Source organism: Sphingobacterium sp. N143 (assembly GCF_030325625.1).
Taxonomy (GTDB): domain Bacteria; phylum Bacteroidota; class Bacteroidia; order Sphingobacteriales; family Sphingobacteriaceae; genus Sphingobacterium.
On sequence record NZ_JACAIS010000007.1, the window covers coordinates 219360 to 238988 of the forward strand.

32 protein-coding genes are annotated in these 19629 nt (G+C 39.1%); 31 read left to right on the forward strand and 1 reads right to left on the reverse strand.

Features of this window, described 5'->3' with window-relative positions:
- The first annotated feature begins 4 nt into the window (after positions 1-4).
- From HX021_RS14675 to HX021_RS14685, 3 genes are all read left to right on the forward strand, one after another.
- Positions 5-1273, forward strand: a complete 1269-nt coding sequence (locus HX021_RS14675; protein ID WP_286591182.1) for a DUF2264 domain-containing protein — start codon at positions 5-7, stop codon at positions 1271-1273.
- Positions 1274-1381: 108 nt separating this feature from the next.
- A complete protein-coding gene (locus HX021_RS14680) occupies positions 1382-2656 on the forward strand; it encodes a glycoside hydrolase family 88 protein (protein ID WP_286591183.1) in 1275 nt (424 codons plus the stop codon).
- 694 nt (positions 2657-3350) lie between these two features.
- A complete protein-coding gene (locus HX021_RS14685) occupies positions 3351-4304 on the forward strand; it encodes a helix-turn-helix transcriptional regulator (RefSeq protein WP_286591184.1) in 954 nt (317 codons plus the stop codon).
- Between the two features lie 105 nt (positions 4305-4409).
- On the opposite strand, the gene HX021_RS14690 is transcribed toward HX021_RS14685, so the two are convergent.
- Positions 4410-4880, reverse strand: a complete 471-nt coding sequence (locus tag HX021_RS14690; protein WP_286591185.1) for a DinB family protein — start codon at positions 4878-4880, stop codon at positions 4410-4412.
- 324 nt (positions 4881-5204) lie between these two features.
- Between HX021_RS14690 and rplC the strand changes: the two genes are divergently transcribed.
- From rplC to HX021_RS14830, 28 genes are all read left to right on the forward strand, one after another.
- Positions 5205-5822, forward strand: a complete 618-nt coding sequence (gene rplC / locus HX021_RS14695; RefSeq protein WP_286591186.1) for a 50S ribosomal protein L3 — start codon at positions 5205-5207, stop codon at positions 5820-5822.
- Between the two features lie 5 nt (positions 5823-5827).
- A complete protein-coding gene (rplD, locus tag HX021_RS14700; protein WP_286591187.1) occupies positions 5828-6457 on the forward strand; it encodes a 50S ribosomal protein L4 in 630 nt (209 codons plus the stop codon).
- Between the two features lies 1 nt (position 6458).
- Complete coding sequence (rplW, locus tag HX021_RS14705) at positions 6459-6749, forward strand: 50S ribosomal protein L23 (RefSeq protein WP_077438123.1); 291 nt, start codon at positions 6459-6461, stop codon at positions 6747-6749.
- 6 nt (positions 6750-6755) lie between these two features.
- Positions 6756-7583 (forward strand): 50S ribosomal protein L2, encoded by an 828-nt coding sequence (rplB, locus tag HX021_RS14710; protein ID WP_077438122.1) that lies wholly within the window; start codon positions 6756-6758, stop codon positions 7581-7583.
- Entirely contained in the window at positions 7583-7849 is a 267-nt protein-coding gene (rpsS, locus tag HX021_RS14715) for a 30S ribosomal protein S19 (protein ID WP_002997495.1), read from the forward strand. The genes rplB and rpsS overlap by 1 nt, the downstream gene beginning before the upstream one ends.
- A 6-nt stretch (positions 7850-7855) precedes the next feature.
- Positions 7856-8290 carry a 50S ribosomal protein L22 gene (gene rplV, locus HX021_RS14720; protein WP_286591193.1) on the forward strand — a complete coding sequence of 145 codons (435 nt, stop codon included), beginning with the start codon at positions 7856-7858 and terminating at the stop codon, positions 8288-8290.
- 11 nt (positions 8291-8301) lie between these two features.
- Positions 8302-9087 (forward strand): 30S ribosomal protein S3, encoded by a 786-nt coding sequence (rpsC, locus tag HX021_RS14725; protein ID WP_286591194.1) that lies wholly within the window; start codon positions 8302-8304, stop codon positions 9085-9087.
- A gap of 62 nt (positions 9088-9149) precedes the next feature.
- Entirely contained in the window at positions 9150-9572 is a 423-nt protein-coding gene (gene rplP, locus HX021_RS14730; protein WP_046674870.1) for a 50S ribosomal protein L16, read from the forward strand.
- 92 nt (positions 9573-9664) lie between these two features.
- Positions 9665-9883, forward strand: coding sequence for a 50S ribosomal protein L29 (gene rpmC, locus HX021_RS14735; protein ID WP_286591196.1), 219 nt, complete (start codon positions 9665-9667; stop codon positions 9881-9883).
- 13 nt (positions 9884-9896) lie between these two features.
- Complete coding sequence (rpsQ, locus tag HX021_RS14740) at positions 9897-10151, forward strand: 30S ribosomal protein S17 (RefSeq protein WP_046674872.1); 255 nt, start codon at positions 9897-9899, stop codon at positions 10149-10151.
- Between the two features lies 1 nt (position 10152).
- The gene (rplN, locus tag HX021_RS14745) at positions 10153-10521 is read left to right on the forward strand and encodes a 50S ribosomal protein L14 (RefSeq protein WP_104385212.1); all 369 of its coding nucleotides are present in this window, start codon (positions 10153-10155) and stop codon (positions 10519-10521) included.
- Between the two features lie 2 nt (positions 10522-10523).
- Positions 10524-10868, forward strand: a complete 345-nt coding sequence (gene rplX / locus HX021_RS14750; protein ID WP_077438118.1) for a 50S ribosomal protein L24 — start codon at positions 10524-10526, stop codon at positions 10866-10868.
- Positions 10868-11437 (forward strand): 50S ribosomal protein L5, encoded by a 570-nt coding sequence (gene rplE / locus HX021_RS14755; protein ID WP_286591197.1) that lies wholly within the window; start codon positions 10868-10870, stop codon positions 11435-11437. The genes rplX and rplE overlap by 1 nt, the downstream gene beginning before the upstream one ends.
- Positions 11430-11699, forward strand: coding sequence for a 30S ribosomal protein S14 (gene rpsN / locus HX021_RS14760; RefSeq protein ID WP_028071569.1), 270 nt, complete (start codon positions 11430-11432; stop codon positions 11697-11699). Before rplE ends, rpsN begins: the two co-directional genes overlap by 8 nt.
- 135 nt (positions 11700-11834) lie before the next feature.
- The gene (gene rpsH / locus HX021_RS14765; RefSeq protein WP_046674876.1) at positions 11835-12233 is read left to right on the forward strand and encodes a 30S ribosomal protein S8; all 399 of its coding nucleotides are present in this window, start codon (positions 11835-11837) and stop codon (positions 12231-12233) included.
- A gap of 21 nt (positions 12234-12254) precedes the next feature.
- On the forward strand, positions 12255-12809 hold the full coding sequence (rplF, locus tag HX021_RS14770; protein WP_286591198.1) for a 50S ribosomal protein L6: 555 nt from the start codon (positions 12255-12257) through the stop codon (positions 12807-12809).
- Between the two features lie 5 nt (positions 12810-12814).
- Entirely contained in the window at positions 12815-13168 is a 354-nt protein-coding gene (gene rplR / locus HX021_RS14775) for a 50S ribosomal protein L18 (RefSeq protein ID WP_046674878.1), read from the forward strand.
- A gap of 12 nt (positions 13169-13180) precedes the next feature.
- Positions 13181-13699 (forward strand): 30S ribosomal protein S5, encoded by a 519-nt coding sequence (gene rpsE / locus HX021_RS14780; protein ID WP_028071565.1) that lies wholly within the window; start codon positions 13181-13183, stop codon positions 13697-13699.
- Between the two features lie 5 nt (positions 13700-13704).
- Complete coding sequence (gene rpmD, locus HX021_RS14785) at positions 13705-13884, forward strand: 50S ribosomal protein L30 (RefSeq protein ID WP_045753985.1); 180 nt, start codon at positions 13705-13707, stop codon at positions 13882-13884.
- A 119-nt stretch (positions 13885-14003) separates the two neighbouring features.
- A complete protein-coding gene (rplO, locus tag HX021_RS14790) occupies positions 14004-14450 on the forward strand; it encodes a 50S ribosomal protein L15 (RefSeq protein ID WP_286591202.1) in 447 nt (148 codons plus the stop codon).
- 3 nt (positions 14451-14453) lie between these two features.
- A complete protein-coding gene (gene secY / locus HX021_RS14795) occupies positions 14454-15791 on the forward strand; it encodes a preprotein translocase subunit SecY (protein ID WP_286591204.1) in 1338 nt (445 codons plus the stop codon).
- A 9-nt stretch (positions 15792-15800) separates the two neighbouring features.
- Positions 15801-16583 carry a type I methionyl aminopeptidase gene (gene map / locus HX021_RS14800; protein ID WP_286591205.1) on the forward strand — a complete coding sequence of 261 codons (783 nt, stop codon included), beginning with the start codon at positions 15801-15803 and terminating at the stop codon, positions 16581-16583.
- A gap of 74 nt (positions 16584-16657) precedes the next feature.
- Positions 16658-16876: a translation initiation factor IF-1 gene (gene infA, locus HX021_RS14805; protein ID WP_002997456.1), complete on the forward strand. Its 219-nt coding sequence runs from the start codon at positions 16658-16660 to the stop codon at positions 16874-16876.
- Between the two features lie 45 nt (positions 16877-16921).
- Positions 16922-17038, forward strand: coding sequence for a type B 50S ribosomal protein L36 (ykgO, locus tag HX021_RS14810; RefSeq protein ID WP_013665024.1), 117 nt, complete (start codon positions 16922-16924; stop codon positions 17036-17038).
- Between the two features lie 28 nt (positions 17039-17066).
- Complete coding sequence (gene rpsM / locus HX021_RS14815) at positions 17067-17444, forward strand: 30S ribosomal protein S13 (RefSeq protein ID WP_286591213.1); 378 nt, start codon at positions 17067-17069, stop codon at positions 17442-17444.
- Positions 17445-17454: 10 nt separating this feature from the next.
- Positions 17455-17844 carry a 30S ribosomal protein S11 gene (gene rpsK, locus HX021_RS14820; RefSeq protein ID WP_046674885.1) on the forward strand — a complete coding sequence of 130 codons (390 nt, stop codon included), beginning with the start codon at positions 17455-17457 and terminating at the stop codon, positions 17842-17844.
- Between the two features lie 61 nt (positions 17845-17905).
- Entirely contained in the window at positions 17906-18514 is a 609-nt protein-coding gene (gene rpsD, locus HX021_RS14825) for a 30S ribosomal protein S4 (protein ID WP_286591215.1), read from the forward strand.
- A 95-nt stretch (positions 18515-18609) separates the two neighbouring features.
- Positions 18610-19602, forward strand: a complete 993-nt coding sequence (locus HX021_RS14830; RefSeq protein ID WP_028071557.1) for a DNA-directed RNA polymerase subunit alpha — start codon at positions 18610-18612, stop codon at positions 19600-19602.
- Positions 19603-19629 lie beyond the last annotated feature (27 nt).

The window sequence follows — 19629 nt, forward strand, 5'->3', positions numbered from 1 at the left end:
TTCGATGAAAAGAAGAGTGTTAATAAAACTGCTAGGTGGAGCTGGTCTCGGTGCTTTCGCAACATCCTTGACTATTGAATCAAAAGCTAATGATCGTACTTCCGCAAACCTACACTATAACGATAATGATCGTGCCTATTGGGTATCTATCTTACACAAGATGGCCGCCCCCATTTTGGATAATATCAGTAAGCAGCAATGGCGCAAAAATATGCCGATGGAAGTGAGCCCTACTTTTGACAGTAGAGATCCGGGGGTTGGTTACCTCGAGGCTTTTGGTCGGTTGCTGGCAGGAATGGCGCCTTGGCTGGCTTTACCTGATGACAATTCAGAAGAAGGGAAACTACGTAAGAAATTACGTGATCAAGTCTTATTGGGTATCAAATACGGTGTGGATCCAAAATCTCCGGATTATTTTACATGGCGGGGGCCGTCATCACAAACGTTGGTAGATGCAGCACATTTAGCTTTAGCGTTTCTGAGAGCACCCAAAGCGCTATGGGAACCATTGAATCAGGTAACCAAAAAAAGAGTAGTCGAAGAATTTAAACTACTGCGGAAAATTAAACCTAACGAAAGTAATTGGCTGCTATTTGCGGCAATGACCGAAACATTCCTGTATAGTATAGGAGAAGAGTGTGCACGAGAAAAGATTGATTATGCGGTCAATAAATTTGATCAGGAATGGTATGTAGGCGATGGCTGGTACAGTGATGGGGCACGTTTTAGCTTTGACCATTACAATGGTTATGTGATCCATTGCATGCAAGTGGAATCATTACGCCATAATATCTCCGCTGGCGGGAAATATAAAGAAATGTATGAACGCGCCTATAAACGCATGCAGCGCTATGCGCATCATCTGGAACGGATGATCTCTCCGGAAGGACACTATGTGGTTGTGGGGCGTTCTTCTACCTATAAGAATGCCGCGTTCCAGCCTTTGGCAACTGTAGCCCTCGAAAATAAATTACCAGATGATATTTCAAAAGGTCAGGTAAGAGCGGCGTTGACTGCAGTACTCAAACATATCTATATCGATAAGACTTTTGCTCCTTCTGGATGGCTTCGTATGGGGGTAGTCGGAGATCAACAGTCAAATTTGGCAGACTATTATACCAACGCGGGATCAATGTATGTGGCATCGTTGTCGTTCCTACCGTTAGGCTTACCCGCTGTGGATGAGTTTTGGACATGTGCCCCACAGCCATGGACATCGCAGAAATGCTGGAATGCGGAACAGTTTCCGAAAGATTATTACGTCAGTTACTAACTTCTTTATTCCATAATCCAACACTTAAAAAAAATAGAGGTACTTGGTCAGTTTTAGACTTGTATAAGTAAAATCTCAACACTCATATCTCAATACTCAATACTAATAATGAAGATACAACACTATATTACAGGAGCTTTACTCATAGGGTTGGGCATGCAAGGCATTTCCTGTTCCAGTCAGAAAAGTTTAGGATCGATCAAGCTAGGACTTGACAAAGAATTCGTTCATTCCAATTTGGAGGATGCTCGTAAACAAATTAGCTATTTGGCTGCCTCGATCAGTGAATCAGATATGCCAACAACATATAAAGATGGTAAATATGTCAATTGGGGTTCGACATGGTGGTGTTCTGGATTTTACCCCGGTACGGTGTTATATCTATACGAATATAGCAAGGATGAAAAGTTATTGGCTGAAGCAAAACGTAAATTGAAACATCTTGAAAAAGAAAAATATAACAAAGGAACTCATGATCTAGGGTTTATGTTGTACTGTAGTTTTGGCAATGCTTTACGATTGACAGGAGATTCTGCGGCCTATAAGGAAATTTTAAGTACAGGCGCAGCTTCCTTGGCCACACGCTTTCATGAAGCACCAAAAACGATCCGCTCATGGGATGGGGGCAAGAATTGGGATGGCCAGCCTTGGACCTATCCGGTCATCATCGATAACATGATGAATTTGGAGTTTTTGACCGAAGTCTCTAAGATGACAGGCGATAAACGATACAGAGATATAGCTGTAACCCATGCCAACACAACCATGACCAATCATTATCGCAAAGACTATAGTTCATATCATGTGGTGGATTATAATCCGGATAATGGAAGTATAATCGCGAGAAAAACAGCTCAAGGAGCATTCGATGAGTCTGCCTGGGCAAGGGGACAAGCTTGGGGATTATATGGATACACAATGATGTACCGCGAAACCGGTGAAAAGAAATATCTGGAGCAAGCGCGGAATATCGCTAAGTTTTACCTTAATCATCCAAATCTTCCAAAGGACCTGATTCCGTATTGGGATATGGATCAAAATAAACTGACCAAGGAAAGTAAGTATTATAACCAAAAGGATCTCCGTGATGTTTCTACTGCTGCGGTTACAGCTTCAGCACTGCTGGAATTGGCACAATATACAAGGGGTAGTGAAAGCCAGTTGTACATCTCCAAAGCTGAACAGATGTTAAAATCGCTTTCTTCTAAACCGTATAAAGCAGATTATAAAGAAGCTGGCGGTTATATATTGAAACACAGTGTCGGTTCTATTCCGCATAAAACTGAGGTAGATGTACCATTGACTTATGCAGATTATTATTACGTAGAGGCATTGATCAGATATAACCGGATGCTCAAGGGTGAAAAAGTGATTAAGCAATAATGCATATGACTATAAAAATTAATGCTTGTCATATTATTAGTGCCAAAGGTAGTATTTGCTCAATAGAAAGAGGTAAATAATGGTCTAAAACAGCGGCCATATTTGGTGAAACCGCTGATCAAAATTGCTGCTCTGTATGTAACAGAAAAGATAATCGATTTTAAAACGCCTGTCTCATTTTTCTGAGACAGGCGTTTTTATAAAATTTAGGATCAATTCGGTATCAATGAATTGCTGTCTTTTAAGGGCTGTTTCAGCCTCAGTACTAGTTTGCCTGTTCTCTGGCTATTGCCTGCTCCATTATTTATTCGTGCCACAAATTCATTTATAACTGGTTTGATTCTTTTAACGGACAAGTTGAGGAGAAGTTTACTTCAAGGAGTGAACTTATTATAAATTAACAGATACAAAACAGGGTAATAATAGGGAGATTATACGCTTTTATCCGAATGAGGTCCGGACCAGGTCCGAATGAGGTCCCTATAAAGTCCCTATTAAATATAAGTAAGATCCCTAGTTGATCCCTTGTCTTATACTTAAAGGAGTCGATAGGATTTTGCCGACCTTAACTATCTTGGTCTTATGTGTTGTTGCATTCTATGATTTATTGGGATCGTGATTTTTTTTGTTTGTTATGATTGCTTTAATCAATATCATTTCGTTAAAAATTGGAATAACTTGTACCTTTATCCCTATGACCGATATTCAGAAAAGATTTGACCGTATACTTGCGATTTATATGCACCTGCAGGCAAAGCCTGTGGTGACAGCCGCTGCGCTGGCGGAAAAATATGAAGTAAGCCTACGGACAATCTATCGGGATATCCGCTCCCTGATGCAGGCTGGAATACCTATTTACGGCGAAGCGGGAAATGGGTATTCACTGGTTGACGGTTATAAAATGCCACCCCTGCAATTTAGCCGGGAGGAGGCACTGAGTTTTGTCGCTGCGGAGAAATTGGTCGAAAAGTATACCGACAGGAATCTTGCTCACCATTTTACCACGGCGATGCTAAAAATGAAGGCTATTTTAAGAGGAAACGAAAAGGAACAGGTTGCGTTGGTAGGCGATAATTTTTTGGTGCGGGGAGGACGACATCAATTCAATGAAAAGTTAACCCACGGAACGCATACACTTATTGAAAGCATTGCCGCAAAAAAATGTGTGGAAATTTATTATTCCAAACCCTCGGATAAAACCCCTGAAAAACGGGAGATCGAAGCCGTTGGTATTTTTGTGGAAAGTAAGTTTTGGTATGTCCTTGCTTTTTGTAAACTCCGAAGGGACTACAGGCAATTTCGTCTGGACCGGATCAGCAATATCCGGATACTCGCTGACGATTTTGGAAAAGACCATCCTGAACTGTCGTTTTTTCTGAATAAAAAGCACGAAATGCCAACAACCAAGGTGGTGGTTCAGGTAGATAGGGAGATGGCGCGATATATGGAATGGGACCGCCATTATTTTGGCTTTCAGCGCGAAGTGGTTGCGGACACCTTTGTCGAAATGCATTTTGAATGTATAAATATGGAGAATGGATTTGCGCGTTGGTACCTAATGTTTGCAGATAGAAGTAAAATTATCGAGCCAGAATCGTTGAAAAGAACAGTAAAACGATTGCTTTCATCCTCTTTGGAGCAGATTTAATCTGAGCATAATGCAGTCAGCTCTTCTCCTGGAAAGAAACTGTCGGACAAAGATACCTGTCGGGTACTTCTCATGAACCCAAACAAGTATCTAGTTGTTGTAATATTAGCCCCTCTCCCAGAAAAATGGAGGTTGTATACCAAGTAGGCGAAGATAGACAAAGCCTTGGCCCCGATGATGGATTTCATTATCTATAAAATAAAGGATGCTTTGAATGATTGGTGATTTAAACTGTCCAAATAGATTGAATTCTTCTACGAAGCGTTCTTCAGAAATCTTGTTAAATAACTCTGTAATCTGTGGAGTAGCTTCGTCCCAAGCCTGTAACAATTGAGTTTTGGTTGAATAATTCAAATTTTCATTAAGTTCTCCAATTTTGTTGCTGACGATTTCTTGAAGACCAGGAACAGCAATCCCCAATAGTTCTTTAACCATATCAGCAAAAGGACGCATGCCTTCTACTTTATAATTGAACAATTCTTGTTCGGGGAATTTTTCAATAGTTTGTCTTGTTAAATTTCGGTGGCCTAACCAGTGTTCAAGTAATTCGTTTCTGGAAATGATCGCTGTGTTCATGATTATGGTATTTATAAGTTGAAAAATTTACATCGCCCCATGCAATGTATGATAATCCAAAATTAAGGCGGGGTTATGACAACAGTATGGCAGTAGTTGGGGTGAGTTGAAAAAAAATATTAGGTGCTTTTGCAGAGAAATAAACCGGGCGGGAGGAAGGTAAGAAATGGAACCGTACACGGGGTCGTAAGAAAATAAAAAATAATTCACTTATTATTTGACAGTTATAAAAATGTTTGTAACTTTGCAATCCCTTAATGGGGATAGTATGTCTTGAGCGAAGCCCTACTGCTTCGAAGGACTTTTAATTAATTAATTTACAACATGTCAGGTATTATTGGAAAAAAAGTAGGAATGACAAGCCTGTTTAACGCTGAAGGGAAAAATATTCCTTGTACAGTGATTCAGGCTGGGCCGTGCGTGGTTACGCAGATACGTACGGAAGAAAAGGACGGCTACTCGGCAATTCAACTTGGTTTCGATGAGGCTAAGGAGAAAAATACGACAGCTCCTTTAAAAGGGCATTTTGCGAAAGCAAACACAACGCCTAAGCGTAAGTTGGTAGAGTTTAAAACTTTCCCGGATGCAAAACAACTTGGTGACGTAGTTGACGTTACACTTTTCGAAGAAGGCGAATACGTAGATGTAGTCGGTACTTCAAAAGGTAAAGGTTTCCAAGGGGTAATGAAACGTCATGGATTTGGTGGTGTAGGTGGTGCGACTCACGGTCAGCACAACAGGTTACGTGCTCCAGGTTCATTAGGTGCTTCATCATGGCCTTCACGCGTATTCAAAGGTATGCGCATGGCTGGTCGTACAGGTGGTGACAGAGTTAAAGTTCAAAACTTACAGGTGTTGAAAGTTTACGCTGAGCAAAACCTTATCGTTGTTAGTGGTTCCATTCCAGGAGCTAAAGGTTCTTATGTAATCGTAGACAAATAGTAGAGATGGAAGTTAAAGTTTTAAATTTATCAGGTAAAGAAACAGGTGCCAAGGTGCAACTTCCTGAGTCGGTATTTGGGTTAGAGCCTAACGATCACGCGATCTATTTGGATGTGAAACAATACTTAGCGAACCAACGCCAAGGAACTCACAAATCTAAACAACGTAACGAAATCGCGGGTTCTACTCGTAAATTACACAAACAAAAAGGTACTGGTGGTGCTCGTGCGGGCTCTATCAAATCTCCATTGTTTAATGGTGGTGGTCGTATATTCGGTCCTCAACCTCGTGACTACTCGTTCAAATTGAATAAAAAATTGAAGCAAGTAGCACGTAAATCAGCGTTGTCTTACAAAGCTCAAGATAACAATGTAGTTGTTTTGGATGCAGTTCAATTTGATTCTTGCAAAACAAAAAATTACATTGCTTTAGTAAACGCGTTGAACATTGCTGATGAGAAAACCTTATTGGTTTTGCCAGCATATGATAAAAATGTTTATTTATCAAGCAGAAACTTGAAAAAAGCAAAAGTTATTGTTGCTTCGGATTTAAATACATATGATGTATTGAACGCAACGAAATTATTGTTGACTACAGATTCTGTTAAAACTTTGGAGGAAGCATTAGCTAAGTAATATGGAAATTATCAAAAAACCTATCTTGACTGAGAAAGCTTCTATCTTAACGGAAAAATTAAACCGTTATGCTTTCAAAGTAGATCACAGAGCAAACAAAATCCAGATTAAATCAGCTGTTGAAGCTATGTTCGGTGTGACAGTTCTTGCTGTAAACACTGCAGTTGTAGCAGGTAAAGCGAAAAGCCGTTACACAAAAGCAGGTTTCGTATCTGGTAGAGCTCCTAAGTATAAAAAAGCTATCATTACGATTAAAGATGGCGAAACTATTGACTTTTACAGTACTATATAATTAAAAATGGCAGTTAAAAGATTCAAACCGGTTACCCCTGGTACTCGTTTCAGAATAGGCGCAGATTATTCTGATGTTACTACAAACGTTCCTGAAAAATCGTTGGTAGTAAAAATCAACAAGAAATCAGGTGGTCGTAATAACTCCGGTAAAATGACTATGCGTTATCTCGGTGGGGGACATAAAAAAGTATACCGATTAATTGATTTCAAACGCGATAAAAAAGATATCCCTGCAAAAGTAGCTACTATCGAGTACGATCCAAATCGTACTGCTCGTATTGCCTTGTTGCACTACGCTGATGGTGAAAAACGCTACATCATTGCTCCAGCTGGTTTACAAGTTGGTCAAACTGTAGTTGCAGGTGATAAAGTTGCCCCAGAAGTTGGTAATACATTACCATTAGCAAACATTCCATTGGGTTCTATCATCCATAACATTGAATTAAATCCTGGTCAAGGTGGTTCAATTGCTCGTTCGGCTGGTACTTATGCGCAATTGTCTGCTCGTGATGGTAAATATGCCATCATCAAATTGCCATCAGGCGAAACACGTATGATCTTATTGACTTGTGTTGCTACAATTGGTTCAGTATCGAACCATGAAAGATCTAACCAAGTGTTAGGTAAAGCAGGTCGCAAACGTTGGTTAGGTCGTCGTCCAAGAGTTCGTGGTGTTGCGATGAACCCAGTAGATCACCCAATGGGTGGTGGTGAAGGCCGTACTTCAGGAGGTCACCCACGCTCACGTACAGGTGTATTGGCTAAAGGCTTCAAAACACGTTACAAGAAGAAAACATCGAATCGTTACATCATTGAGAGAAGGAAAAAATAATGGCTCGTTCAATTAAAAAAGGTCCTTATATCGATCACAACTTAGAAAGAAAAGTTCTTTCTATGAATGAAACTAACAAAAAGTCAGTTATCAAAACATGGTCTCGTAGATCAATGATTTCACCTGATTTTGTTGGCCATACCTTCGCAGTGCACAACGGGAATAAATTTATCCCTGTTTATGTAACAGAAAATATGGTAGGTCACAAGCTTGGTGAATTCGCGCCTACGCGTACATTCAGAGGCCACGCAGAAAAGAAAAAATAATAGGTAATGGAAGCAACAAAAAAACTTAAAAAGTCTGTCTTAATTAGACAACGCAAAGAGCAAGAGAAAGCTCAACAAGGAGGAGCTTCGGATGCCAAATTATTAAACTGCCCTACTTCGCCTCGTAAGATGCGTTTGGTGGTAGACTTAATTCGTGGTGAGCGTGTTGAGAATGCATTATACATTCTTAAACACTCAAGCAAAGAAGCTGCTGCTCGTGTAGAAAAATTATTATTATCTGCAATCAAAAACTGGGAAGCCAAAAACGAAGGTAAATCAGTGGAAGAAAGCGAACTATATGTGAAAGAAGTATCAGTAGGTGGTGGTCGTCAATTGAAAAGATTACGCCCAGCTCCACAAGGTCGTGGATATAGAGTTCGTAAACGTTCAAATCACGTTACGTTGGTAGTTGATAGCAAATTAAACGTTGAACAAAACTAATTTATTGAGAAATGGGACAAAAAGCAAATCCAATAGGTAGCAGATTAGGAATCATCAAAGGTTGGGATTCTAACTGGTTCGGAGGTAAAAACTATTCCGATAAATTAGTTGAAGACGAAAAAATCAGAAAATATCTTTCTGTTCGTATTGCAAAAGGTGGTGTAGCTAAAGTTGTTATCGAAAGAACTTTAAAACGTATCACTGTCACAATTCATACTGCTCGTCCAGGTATCGTTATCGGAAAAGGTGGTCAAGAAGTTGACAAGATCAAAGAAGAGTTGAAAAAATTGACTAAAAAGGATGTTCAAATCAACATTTTCGAGATCAAACGCCCTGAGTTAGATGCTAAGTTAGTAGCTGAAGGTGTCGCTAAACAATTAGAGGCGCGTATTTCATTCCGTCGTGCAATGAAAACTTCAATCGCTTCTACCATGCGTATGGGTGCAGAAGGTATCAAAATCATGTGTTCTGGTCGTTTAGGTGGTGCTGAAATGGCGCGTACTGAACAATACAAAGAAGGAAGAACTCCTTTACACACATTGCGTGCTGATATCGACTACGCTTTAGCTGAAGCATTGACTACATATGGTAAAATTGGTATCAAAGTTTGGATCTGTAAAGGTGAGGTTTACGGTAAACGTGACTTATCTCCAAACATTGGTCAAGCATCAGGTGTGAAATCACGTGGTAACCACGAAGGTGGTGGCGATCGTCGTGACAACCGTAAAGGTGGTCGTGGTGGAAACAACCGCGGTGGAAACAACCGTGGCGGAAACCGCGCTCCAAAAAAAGATTAATAGAGTTTATTTAGATTACAACAAAAACCTGCTGAAAAAGCAGATTTAAAAAGTATACGAACATGTTACAGCCAAAAAGAACGAAGTTCAGAAAGATGCAGAAAGGCCGCATGAAAGGTAACGCTTCTCGTGGAGCGGAGTTAGCTTTCGGTTCTTTCGGTATCAAAACAATGGAGCAAGCATGGATCACTAGCCGTCAAATCGAGGCAGCTCGTATTGCGGTTACACGTTATATGAAACGTGAAGGTCAAGTTTGGATTCGTATTTTCCCTGACAAACCTGTTACGAAAAAACCTGCAGAGGTACGTATGGGTAAAGGTAAGGGTGCTCCAGAATACTGGGTAGCAGTAGTACGCCCAGGCCGTATGTTATTTGAAGCAGAAGGTGTGCCTTTGGAAATTGCCAAAGAAGCTTTACGCCTTGCCGCTCAAAAACTTCCGGTTCAAACTAAGTTTGTGATTCGTAGAGACTACGTTGAAGCATAAAAATCTTGGTAATGTCATCATTTAGGCGTTAGGGCCGTTACCCCTAACGCTATATATAAACGGATGATAACCCAAATAACAACTGAAAAAACATGAAAAATTCAGAAATTTTAGAATTATCTAATGAGGACTTAGCAGCTCGTCTTGCAGAGGAGAAAGCAGCCCTTACAAAATTGAAATTTGCACATGCTGTTTCAGCTATTGAGAACCCTAACGTGATCAAAGCAGCTCGCAGAACTATCGCTCGTATCAATACAGAGATCAGTGCACGCAAAGCTGCAGCTAAAAATGAAACAGCCTCTGAGGCGTAAAATTAAAGTCGAAATGGAAAGAAATTTAAGAAAAACAAGAATCGGCTTAGTAGTTAGCAACAAAATGGACAAGTCTATTGTGGTAAGTGTGGAACGTAAAGTGAAACACCCTATCTATGGTAAGTTCGTTAAAAAAACTACTAAATTTAAAGCTCATGACGAAACTAATACCTGCGGTATCGGCGATACGGTATTAATCATGGAAACTCGTCCGCTGAGTAAAACAAAAAACTGGAGATTAGTTGAAATTATAGAAAGAGCTAAATAACATGGTACAACAAGAATCAAGACTTAATGTAGCTGACAATAGCGGTGCTAAAGAAGTTTTAGTAATCCGTGTATTGGGCGGTACGCGCAAGCGTTATGCATCAATCGGAGATAAGATTGTTGTATCGGTGAAAAGCGCTATGCCTTCAGGAAACGTGAAAAAAGGTTCCGTTTCTAAAGCAGTGGTGGTAAGAACGAAAAAAGAAATCCGTCGTAAAGATGGTTCTTATATCCGTTTTGATGATAACGCCGCTGTATTATTAAATAATAATGATGAGCCACGTGGCTCACGTATCTTTGGCCCTGTTGCCAGAGAATTGCGTGAGAAACAGTTCATGAAAATTGTATCATTAGCACCGGAGGTTTTATAATTATGGCACAGAAAACAAAAACAACTACGCACAAAATCAAAATTAAAAAAGGTGATTTAGTGAAAGTTATCGCTGGTAACTCTAAAGGTGTTCAAGGAAAAGTATTGACTGTTTTAGTGGATAAAAATAGAGCTATCGTTGAAGGCGCTAACATCGTAAAAAAACACACTAAACCAAGTGCAGCTAATCCTAATGGTGGTATCATTGAGAAAGAAGCTGGTATTCACATCTCTAATTTAGCTGTTATCGATCCTAAAACAGGTGAAACTACACGTGTAGGACGTAAGTTAAATGCAGATGGTAAATTAGTTCGTTACGCTAAAAAATCAGGGGAGGAAATTAAATAATGACTTACGTACCAAGATTAAAAGTGAAATATGCGGAGGAAATCCGTAAAGCACTTCAAGAAAAATTTCAGTATAAAAGTGTTATGCAAGTTCCTAAACTTGAGAAAATTGTTGTTTCACAAGGCGTAGGAGCTGCTACAGCTGATAAAAAATTAATCGATAATGCTATCGCTGAATTGACTTTAATCACAGGTCAACAAGCCGTTGCTACAAAATCGAAAAAGGATATTTCAAACTTCAAATTGCGTAAAGGTATGCCAGTTGGTGCACGTGTTACTTTACGTGACAACAACATGTTTGAATTCTTGGATCGTTTGGTGGCAGTATCGCTTCCACGTATTCGTGACTTCCGCGGTATCAACGATAAAGGTTTCGATGGTCATGGTAACTATAACTTAGGTATCACTGAACAAATCATTTTCCCTGAGATCAACATTGACAAAATCAATAAGATTCAAGGTATGGATATCACTTTTGTGACTTCTGCAAAGAATGATGTTGAAGCTTTAGAATTGTTGAAGCAATTCGGTTTACCATTTAAAAATCAAAATACTAATAACAATGGCTAAAGAAGGATTAAAAGCACGCGAAGTAAAACGCGCTAAATTGGTAGCTAAATATGCGGCAAAACGTGCAGAATTAAAAGCTGCTGGCGATTACGTTGCGTTAGATAAATTACCTAAAAATGCTTCTCCAGTACGTTTACACAACCGTTGTAAATTGACTGGCCGTCCTAAAGGATATATGCGTCAATTTGGTATCTCCCGTGTAACTTTCCGTGAGATGGCTTTAGATGGCAAGATCCCAGGGGTGAAAAAAGCTTCTTGGTAATTAAAAAAAAATACTTAATTTTGCCCGGGCAATTCAACTGAGGATTGCCGGGGTTTTTGCATTTTAAATTTTTAACAGATAGCAGGTCCCATACCAATGGTTGGGAGGGAAACCGCTGTCACAATTTCATATATAATGACTACAGATCCAATTGCGGATTACCTTACACGAGTAAGGAATGCCATCAAGGCCAACCACAGGGTTGTTGAAATTCCTGCATCGAACCTAAAAAAAGAAATCACTAAAGTTCTTTTTGATAAAGGTTACATTGCTAATTACAAATTCGATGAGAATGGCGTACAGGGTACGATCAAAATCGCATTGAAATATAATCCAATTAGCAAAATTCCGGCTATTCGTACGTTGACACGTGTGAGTAAACCTGGTTTAAGAAAGTATGCAAGCGTTGATACTATGCCTCGTGTTTTGAATGGTTTAGGTATTGCTATCTTGTCAACATCTAAAGGTGTAATGACAGATAAAGAAGCTAGACTTCAAAATGTTGGTGGTGAAGTTTTATGTTACGTTTATTAATCTAGGTAAAAGCACAAAGAAATGTCAAGAATTGGAAAAGCGCCTATCGCTATCCCTGCTGGGGTAACTGTAACTATTTCGGACAAAAACTTAGTTACAGTAAAAGGTCCTAAAGGCGAATTAACACAACAGGTTGACCGTGACATCACTATTGCTCAAGAAGAAGGCAATGTTGTTGTAACACGTCCAACTGATCAAAAGAAACACAAAGCATTACACGGTCTATACCGTTCCCTGTTGAACAACATGGTTCAAGGTGTGACTGAAGGTTACAAAACTACTCAAGAGTTAGTCGGTGTAGGTTACCGTGCTTCAAGTACTGGTAATGTATTAGAGTTAACGTTAGGTTTCTCTCACCAGATTGTTTTTGTATTGCCAAAAGAAGTTAAAGTATCAACTACTGCTGAAAAAGGTAAAAACCCTACAATCACTTTAGAATGTGCTGACAAACAATTGATCGGTCAGGTAGCGGCTAAAATCCGCGGCTTCCGTAAACCAGAACCTTACAAAGGAAAAGGTATCAAGTTTGAAGGTGAAGTGTTGAGAAGAAAAGCAGGTAAATCAGCTAAAAAATAATAATCATGGCAGGACAAAAAGCATCTCGTAGAGAGAGAATCAAAAAAGGAATCAGAAAAAACCTTGCTGGAACGTCTGAACGTCCACGTTTATCGGTTTTTAGAAGTAACAAAGGTATCTATGCTCAAATCATTGATGACAATGCAGGTAAGACATTAGTTGCTGCATCTAGCTTATCAAAAGAATTTGTTGCATCTGGTAACAAAGTTGATCAGTCTAAAGCTGTAGGTAAATTGGTTGCTGAGAAAGCATTAGCAGCAGGTATTAATAAAGTAGTTTTTGACCGTAATGGGTACTTATACCATGGCCGTATCAAATCTTTGGCTGAAGGTGCTCGCGAAGGCGGTTTAGACTTTTAATCATAGAAAGAAATGGCATTAAGCAATATAAAAAGAGTAAAATCTAGCGAAATTGAATTAAAAGATCGTTTAGTAAGTATCCAACGTGTAGCAAAAGTTACAAAAGGTGGTCGTACTTTCAGCTTCTCTGCAATTGTTGTAGTAGGTGATGAAAACGGTATTGTAGGTTACGGTTTAGGTAAAGCTAAAGAGGTAACTGAAGCAATTACTAAAGGTATTGACGACGCAAAGAAAAATTTAGTGAAAGTTCCTGTAATCAAAGGTACTGTTCCTCATGAGCAATATGGTAAATATTCTGGTGGTTCAGTATTGATCAAACCAGCTATCGCCGGTACAGGAGTCTTAGCAGGTGGTGCAATGCGTGCTGTATTGGAGTCTGCTGGTATCAAAGACGTATTGGCTAAATCATTAGGTTCTTCTAACCCACACAACGTGGTAAAAGCAACTGTAACAGCTTTAGCAAACATGCGTGACGCATATACAGTGGCACAACACCGCGGTGTCGATTTAAACAAAGTATTTAACGGTTAATTATCATGGCAAAAATCAAAATCACCCAGATAAAGAGCGTTATCGACAGAAGCGAGCGCCAAAAGAAAACTATTGAGGCATTGGGTTTGAAAAGAATCAACCACTCAGTAGAAGTTGAAGCTACTCCAGCAATCATTGGAATGGTACGTAAAGTAAACCATTTAGTAGCTATCGAAACTATTTAATATTAGCATATGGAAGGGGTCTTTAAGGCTCTTTCCATTACTTGTATTTATAATAATTATTTTTTAATCGCTAGTACCTGTTTAGTGAGAGCGAAGGGCTAGCACAATTTAGTTTAAAAATGAACTTAAGTAATTTAAAACCTGCAAAAGGTGCAGTAAAAAGTAGCAAACGTATCGGTCGTGGTACTGGTTCTGGTCGTGGTGGTACTTCTACACGTGGTCACAAAGGTGCTGGTTCTCGTTCAGGTCACTCTACGAAAATCGGTTTCGAAGGTGGTCAGATGCCTTTGCAACGTCGTGTACCTAAATTTGGTTTCAAAAACATCAACCGTGTTGAGTACAATGGTGTAAACTTGGATACTTTGCAAGCGTTGATCGAGAAACACAATTTGACAGCTGTAGATTTCGAAGCATTGAAAGCTCATGGATTGGTGTCTAAAAATGACAAAGTAAAAATCTTGGGTCGCGGTGAATTGAAAGCTAAAGTTGAAGTAACTGCGCACGCGTTTACTGCTTCTGCTCAAAAAGCTATTGAAGCTGCAGGCGGTTCTATCGTTAAAATTTAATAAATGAAGAAACTAATCACAACCTTAACCAATATTTGGAAAATCGATGATTTACGTACGCGTATTCTGAATACCTTACTTTTTCTTTTGATTTACCGTATTGGATGTCACGTGGTATTACCAGGTGTAAATCCTCACGCTTTGGCTTCCGGTCAAAAAGAGGGTTTATTGGGCTTACTAGATATGTTTGCAGGAGGATCATTCTCTCGGTCAGCTATCTTTGCTCTAGGGGTAATGCCATATATCTCGGCATCCATTGTTGTTCAATTGCTGGGCATCGCGGTTCCTTACTTCCAAAAGATGCAGAAAGAAGGGGAAAGTGGTCGTCAAAAAATGAATCAGATTACTCGCTATTTAACATTAGGGATTACTTTGCTTCAAGCTTTTGCTTATGTACGTACGCAGATCGAGCCAAGTGCTAAGACAATCGCTGACCCACTGTTTACCATTCTTACTGCTGTAGTTTTGACAGGCGGTACTTTATTTGTGATGTGGTTAGGGGAAAAAATTACCGATAAGGGTATCGGTAATGGTATTTCTTTGATCATCATGGCTGGTATTATCGCTCAATTGCCAAGTGGTATCACTGCGGAATGGGTTTCTAGAATGGCGAAAGGTGGTGGTGGTCCAATTCCATTGTTACTTGAATTTGTGGCTTTGTTCTTCGTTGTGATCTTTACGATCTTGATCGTACAGGGGGTTCGTAAGATCCCTGTACAATACGCGAAGAAAATCGTCGGTAACAAGCAAGTCGGTGGAGTGCGTCAGTATATACCGTTGAAGGTAAATGCTGCTGGTGTAATGCCGATCATTTTCGCACAGGCAATTATGTTTGTGCCAATGAGTTTAGGGCAGTTCTTCCCAAATCTTCAGTCAGAATTTTTGACTTCTCTGAGTAACTATACCTCTGTTGCCTACAACGTGACTTTCGCGGTGTTGATTATCGCGTTTACGTTTTTCTATACGGCAATTATGGTTAACCCACAGCAAATGTCAGATGACATGAAGAAAAATGGTGGATTTGTTCCAGGTATTAAACCAGGATTGGAGACTAGTAATTTTATAGACCGCGTAATATCAAATATTACATTTCCAGGTGCAATTTTCTTAGCGATCATTGCTATTTTACCTGCTATTGCAAGTTTGTTTGGTATTAATAATCAATTCGCGCACTTCTATGGAGGTACGTCCCTATTGATTTTAGTAGGTGTGGTGTTGGATACTTTGCAACAGATCGAATCTCATTTATTGATGCGCCATTATGACGGATTAATGAAGACTGGACGTATTAAAGGCCGTTCGGCTGCGTCTGTTGAGGGTATGGATCATTCGGCAATTTAATTTCTTTAGATGTCTAAAGTATTTTATAAGTCAGCAGAAGATATAGAGCAATTGCGGAAGTCAGCAGATGTACTTTCGCGATTGCTTGGTGAGATCGCAAAAGTGATTAAACCTGGAGTAAAGACAATATCTCTTGATAAATTAGCTTATGAGTATATCCATGATAATGGCGGCACGCCTGCGTTCTTAAATTATCAGGGATTTCCATATTCTTTATGTATATCTGTCAACGATCAGATTGTACACGGTTTTCCAGGCGATTATGAAATTAAAGATGGTGATCTTGTTTCAGTCGATGGTGGTGTCAATTTGAACGGTTTTATCAGTGACTCGGCCTATACTTTCGGTGTTGGGGAGATTTCTGAGGAGGCTCAGTTGTTGTTAGATGTGACAAAAGAGTCATTGTACAAAGGTGTTGAACAGGCTGTGGCCGGTAAACGTGTTGGAGATATCTCTTCTGCAGTTCAAGAGTACGTAAACAAATTCGGTTTCGGAATTGTACGCGAGTTAGTCGGGCACGGTGTTGGTTATCATCTACATGAAAAACCAGAAGTTCCAAATTATGGAAAACGTGGTGCGGGGCCAAAATTGGAAGAAGGTTTGGTCATCTGTATCGAGCCGATGATCAATGCGGGACGTGCTGGTGTCCGTTTTTGGGATGATGGTTGGACGGTAAGTACAGTGGATGGAAAATTATCGGCGCACTTTGAACAAATGGTGGCCATCCGAAAAGGAGAACCAGATGTGTTGCTGACATTCGAACATGTAGAGAAAGTTTTGAATAAAAAGTAGTTGGTTTTCAATTATTTTTATTTATCTTTGCACTCCTGTTCGCAGGCTTTTAAATTAAATTTAATCGAGAATATATGGCTAAACAAGCCTCAATAGAACAAGACGGTATAATTAGAGAGGCACTTTCTAATGCTATGTTTAGGGTAGAGTTGGAAAATGGACATGAAATCATTGCCCATATTTCTGGTAAAATGCGCATGCACTATATCAAAATTTTACCTGGTGATAAAGTTAAATTGGAAATGTCTCCGTATGATTTGACTAAAGGAAGGATTACTTATCGCTATAAATAGGAGTAAGCCTTTGAATTAGCGCAAGCTTTTGAAAAAATAAATATCATGAAAGTAAGAGCATCAATAAAAAAACGTAGCGCGGACTGTAAGATCATCCGTCGTAAAGGTAAAGTTTTTGTAATCAACAAAAAGAACCCTAAGTTTAAACAACGTCAGGGTTAATTCATTAAAAATAATAGCTTAATATTATATGGCAAGGATAGCAGGTATTGATTTACCTAAAAACAAAAGAGGTGTGATCGGCCTTACCTATATTTTTGGTATCGGTCGTACAAGTGCTCAATATATCTTGGAAAAAGCTGGTATCAGCGAAGATGTGAAAGTACAAGAATGGAATGATGATCAATTGGCAGCAATTCGTACCATCATTAACGACGAATTGAAAGTTGAAGGTGCATTGCGTTCTGAAATTCAGTTAAACATCAAACGTTTAATGGATATCGGTTGTTACCGTGGATTGCGTCACCGTAAACACTTACCAGTTCGTGGTCAACGTACAAAAAACAACTCACGTACTCGTAAAGGTAAACGTAAGACAGTTGCAAACAAGAAAAAAGCTACTAAATAATAAATAAGAAATGGCTAAAACTAAAAAAGCTGCAAAAAAGCGTATCGTTGTTATTGAACCTGTAGGTCAGGCTCACATTAACGCAACGTTTAACAATATCATTGTAACTTTGACTAACAATCAAGGACAAACTATTTCTTGGTCTAGTGCTGGTAAAATGGGTTTCCGTGGTTCTAAAAAGAACACTCCATATGCTGCTGGTCAGGCTGCACAAGACTGTGGAAAAGTTGCTCATGATTTGGGTTTACGTAAAGTTGAGGTGTTTGTTAAAGGACCTGGTGCTGGTCGTGAATCTGCAATCAGAACATTACAAACTGTAGGAATCGATGTGACTACGATCAAAGATATCACTCCACTTCCTCACAATGGTTGTCGTCCTCCAAAACGCAGAAGAGTTTAATTAAATTTAAAGATAAGATTCATTGGCTATAGGCTGATAGATACTTTAATTGTAAAAAGAAATGGCTAGATATACAGGACCTAAGTCCAAAATTGCCCGTAAATTTAGAGAGCCGATTTTCGGCCCAGATAAAGCGTTAGAAAAGAAAAATTACCCTCCTGGACAACACGGAGCTTCTAAACGCAGAGGTAAACAATCTGAATATGCTATTCAGTTGTTAGAAAAACAAAAAGCGAAATATACTTATGGTGTATTGGAGCGTCAGTTCTCAAACTTATTTGTTAAAGCTGCCTCTAAACAAGGTATTACAGGTGAGATCTTCTTGAAATTATTGGAAGCTCGCTTGGATAACGTAGTTTACCGTTTAGGTATTGCTACTTCCCGTGCTGCTGCTCGTCAGTTAGTATCCCACAAACACGTTACTGTTAACGGCGAAGTTGTTAACATTCCATCATATAGCTTGCGTCCGGGTGACGTTATAGCAGTTCGTGAACGTTCTCAAACACTTGAAGCCATCACAAATTCAGTTGCAGGTCGTGCTGTAAACAAATTTTCTTGGTTAGAGTGGAATGCGAAAGAATTAACAGGTACTTTCTTAAGCTATCCAGAAAGAGCTGATATTCCTGAAAACATTAAAGAGAACTTAATCGTTGAGTTATACTCTAAATAATAAATAAAATAGAAGAATGCATAGTCCAATCTTGGGGTATGCATCTTCTATTGTATTACAATTATTATTACAAATAAAACATTAAAAGAAAATAAATGGCAATTTTAGCATTTCAAAGACCGGATAAAGTTATCATGCAAAAATCTACGGATTTTGATGGTACGTTTGAATTTCGTCCATTGGAGCCTGGTTTTGGTGTAACCATTGGTAATGCTTTGCGCCGTATTCTATTGTCCTCGTTAGAAGGATATGCAATTACGTCGATAAGGTTTTCTGGCGTTTCGCACGAATTTTCAACGATCAAAGGTGTTGTTGAAGACGTAACTGAAATTATCCTGAACTTGAAACAAATCCGTTTCAAAAAAACAGGGGAGATTGGCGACAGCGAAAAGGTATTTGTAGTAATCAATGGTCAAGAACAATTCTTAGCTGGTGATATCACAAAATTCTCTAATAACTTTACTGTCTTAAACCCAGACTTAGTAATCTGTAATATGGATAACTCAGTGACAATTGAATTGGAATTGAGTATTGCTAAAGGTCGTGGATACGTAAATGCTGATGAGAACAAAGTTGCTGATGCACCAGTAGGTGTTATCGCAATCGATTCGATCTTTACTCCGATTAAGAATGTTAAATATACCATTGAGAATTACCGCGTAGAGCAAAAAACTGACTATGAGAAATTGTTGTTGGATATCTCTACTGATGGCTCAATTCATCCCGAAGAAGCTTTGAAAGAAGCTGCTAAGATCTTAATTCAGCACTTTATCCTGTTCTCTGATGAGAATATGCTTCTTGAGTCTCAAACGAAAGAAGAAACTAAAGTGGTTGATGAAGAAATCTTACACATGCGTAAGATCCTGAAAACGGAATTAGTAGATCTTGATCTTTCAGTTCGTGCTTTGAACTGTTTGAAAGCTGCTGATATTCGCACATTGGCTGAGTTAGTAACTTATGACGTGGCCGATATGTTGAAATTCAGAAACTTCGGAAAAAAATCGTTAAGTGAAATCCAAGAATTGGTTAAATCGAAAGGTTTATCATTCGGAATGAACTTGGCTAAATACAAATTAGACGAAGAATAATAATTTATTAAGCGACCACTAGTCGTA

What these genes read in the sequence shown, in the direction of transcription:
- HX021_RS14675 (WP_286591182.1), top strand. Translation starts at nt 5, where the DNA reads ATGAAAAGAAGAGTGTTAATAAAACTGCTAGGTGGAGCTGGTCTCGGT.
- HX021_RS14680 (WP_286591183.1), top strand. Translation starts at nt 1,382, where the DNA reads ATGAAGATACAACACTATATTACAGGAGCTTTACTCATAGGGTTGGGC.
- HX021_RS14685 (WP_286591184.1), top strand. Translation starts at nt 3,351, where the DNA reads ATGACCGATATTCAGAAAAGATTTGACCGTATACTTGCGATTTATATG.
- HX021_RS14690 (WP_286591185.1), bottom strand. Translation starts at nt 4,880, where the DNA reads ATGAACACAGCGATCATTTCCAGAAACGAATTACTTGAACACTGGTTA.
- rplC (WP_286591186.1), top strand. Translation starts at nt 5,205, where the DNA reads ATGTCAGGTATTATTGGAAAAAAAGTAGGAATGACAAGCCTGTTTAAC.
- rplD (WP_286591187.1), top strand. Translation starts at nt 5,828, where the DNA reads ATGGAAGTTAAAGTTTTAAATTTATCAGGTAAAGAAACAGGTGCCAAG.
- rplW (WP_077438123.1), top strand. Translation starts at nt 6,459, where the DNA reads ATGGAAATTATCAAAAAACCTATCTTGACTGAGAAAGCTTCTATCTTA.
- rplB (WP_077438122.1), top strand. Translation starts at nt 6,756, where the DNA reads ATGGCAGTTAAAAGATTCAAACCGGTTACCCCTGGTACTCGTTTCAGA.
- rpsS (WP_002997495.1), top strand. Translation starts at nt 7,583, where the DNA reads ATGGCTCGTTCAATTAAAAAAGGTCCTTATATCGATCACAACTTAGAA.
- rplV (WP_286591193.1), top strand. Translation starts at nt 7,856, where the DNA reads ATGGAAGCAACAAAAAAACTTAAAAAGTCTGTCTTAATTAGACAACGC.
- rpsC (WP_286591194.1), top strand. Translation starts at nt 8,302, where the DNA reads ATGGGACAAAAAGCAAATCCAATAGGTAGCAGATTAGGAATCATCAAA.
- rplP (WP_046674870.1), top strand. Translation starts at nt 9,150, where the DNA reads ATGTTACAGCCAAAAAGAACGAAGTTCAGAAAGATGCAGAAAGGCCGC.
- rpmC (WP_286591196.1), top strand. Translation starts at nt 9,665, where the DNA reads ATGAAAAATTCAGAAATTTTAGAATTATCTAATGAGGACTTAGCAGCT.
- rpsQ (WP_046674872.1), top strand. Translation starts at nt 9,897, where the DNA reads ATGGAAAGAAATTTAAGAAAAACAAGAATCGGCTTAGTAGTTAGCAAC.
- rplN (WP_104385212.1), top strand. Translation starts at nt 10,153, where the DNA reads ATGGTACAACAAGAATCAAGACTTAATGTAGCTGACAATAGCGGTGCT.
- rplX (WP_077438118.1), top strand. Translation starts at nt 10,524, where the DNA reads ATGGCACAGAAAACAAAAACAACTACGCACAAAATCAAAATTAAAAAA.
- rplE (WP_286591197.1), top strand. Translation starts at nt 10,868, where the DNA reads ATGACTTACGTACCAAGATTAAAAGTGAAATATGCGGAGGAAATCCGT.
- rpsN (WP_028071569.1), top strand. Translation starts at nt 11,430, where the DNA reads ATGGCTAAAGAAGGATTAAAAGCACGCGAAGTAAAACGCGCTAAATTG.
- rpsH (WP_046674876.1), top strand. Translation starts at nt 11,835, where the DNA reads ATGACTACAGATCCAATTGCGGATTACCTTACACGAGTAAGGAATGCC.
- rplF (WP_286591198.1), top strand. Translation starts at nt 12,255, where the DNA reads ATGTCAAGAATTGGAAAAGCGCCTATCGCTATCCCTGCTGGGGTAACT.
- rplR (WP_046674878.1), top strand. Translation starts at nt 12,815, where the DNA reads ATGGCAGGACAAAAAGCATCTCGTAGAGAGAGAATCAAAAAAGGAATC.
- rpsE (WP_028071565.1), top strand. Translation starts at nt 13,181, where the DNA reads ATGGCATTAAGCAATATAAAAAGAGTAAAATCTAGCGAAATTGAATTA.
- rpmD (WP_045753985.1), top strand. Translation starts at nt 13,705, where the DNA reads ATGGCAAAAATCAAAATCACCCAGATAAAGAGCGTTATCGACAGAAGC.
- rplO (WP_286591202.1), top strand. Translation starts at nt 14,004, where the DNA reads ATGAACTTAAGTAATTTAAAACCTGCAAAAGGTGCAGTAAAAAGTAGC.
- secY (WP_286591204.1), top strand. Translation starts at nt 14,454, where the DNA reads ATGAAGAAACTAATCACAACCTTAACCAATATTTGGAAAATCGATGAT.
- map (WP_286591205.1), top strand. Translation starts at nt 15,801, where the DNA reads ATGTCTAAAGTATTTTATAAGTCAGCAGAAGATATAGAGCAATTGCGG.
- infA (WP_002997456.1), top strand. Translation starts at nt 16,658, where the DNA reads ATGGCTAAACAAGCCTCAATAGAACAAGACGGTATAATTAGAGAGGCA.
- ykgO (WP_013665024.1), top strand. Translation starts at nt 16,922, where the DNA reads ATGAAAGTAAGAGCATCAATAAAAAAACGTAGCGCGGACTGTAAGATC.
- rpsM (WP_286591213.1), top strand. Translation starts at nt 17,067, where the DNA reads ATGGCAAGGATAGCAGGTATTGATTTACCTAAAAACAAAAGAGGTGTG.
- rpsK (WP_046674885.1), top strand. Translation starts at nt 17,455, where the DNA reads ATGGCTAAAACTAAAAAAGCTGCAAAAAAGCGTATCGTTGTTATTGAA.
- rpsD (WP_286591215.1), top strand. Translation starts at nt 17,906, where the DNA reads ATGGCTAGATATACAGGACCTAAGTCCAAAATTGCCCGTAAATTTAGA.
- HX021_RS14830 (WP_028071557.1), top strand. Translation starts at nt 18,610, where the DNA reads ATGGCAATTTTAGCATTTCAAAGACCGGATAAAGTTATCATGCAAAAA.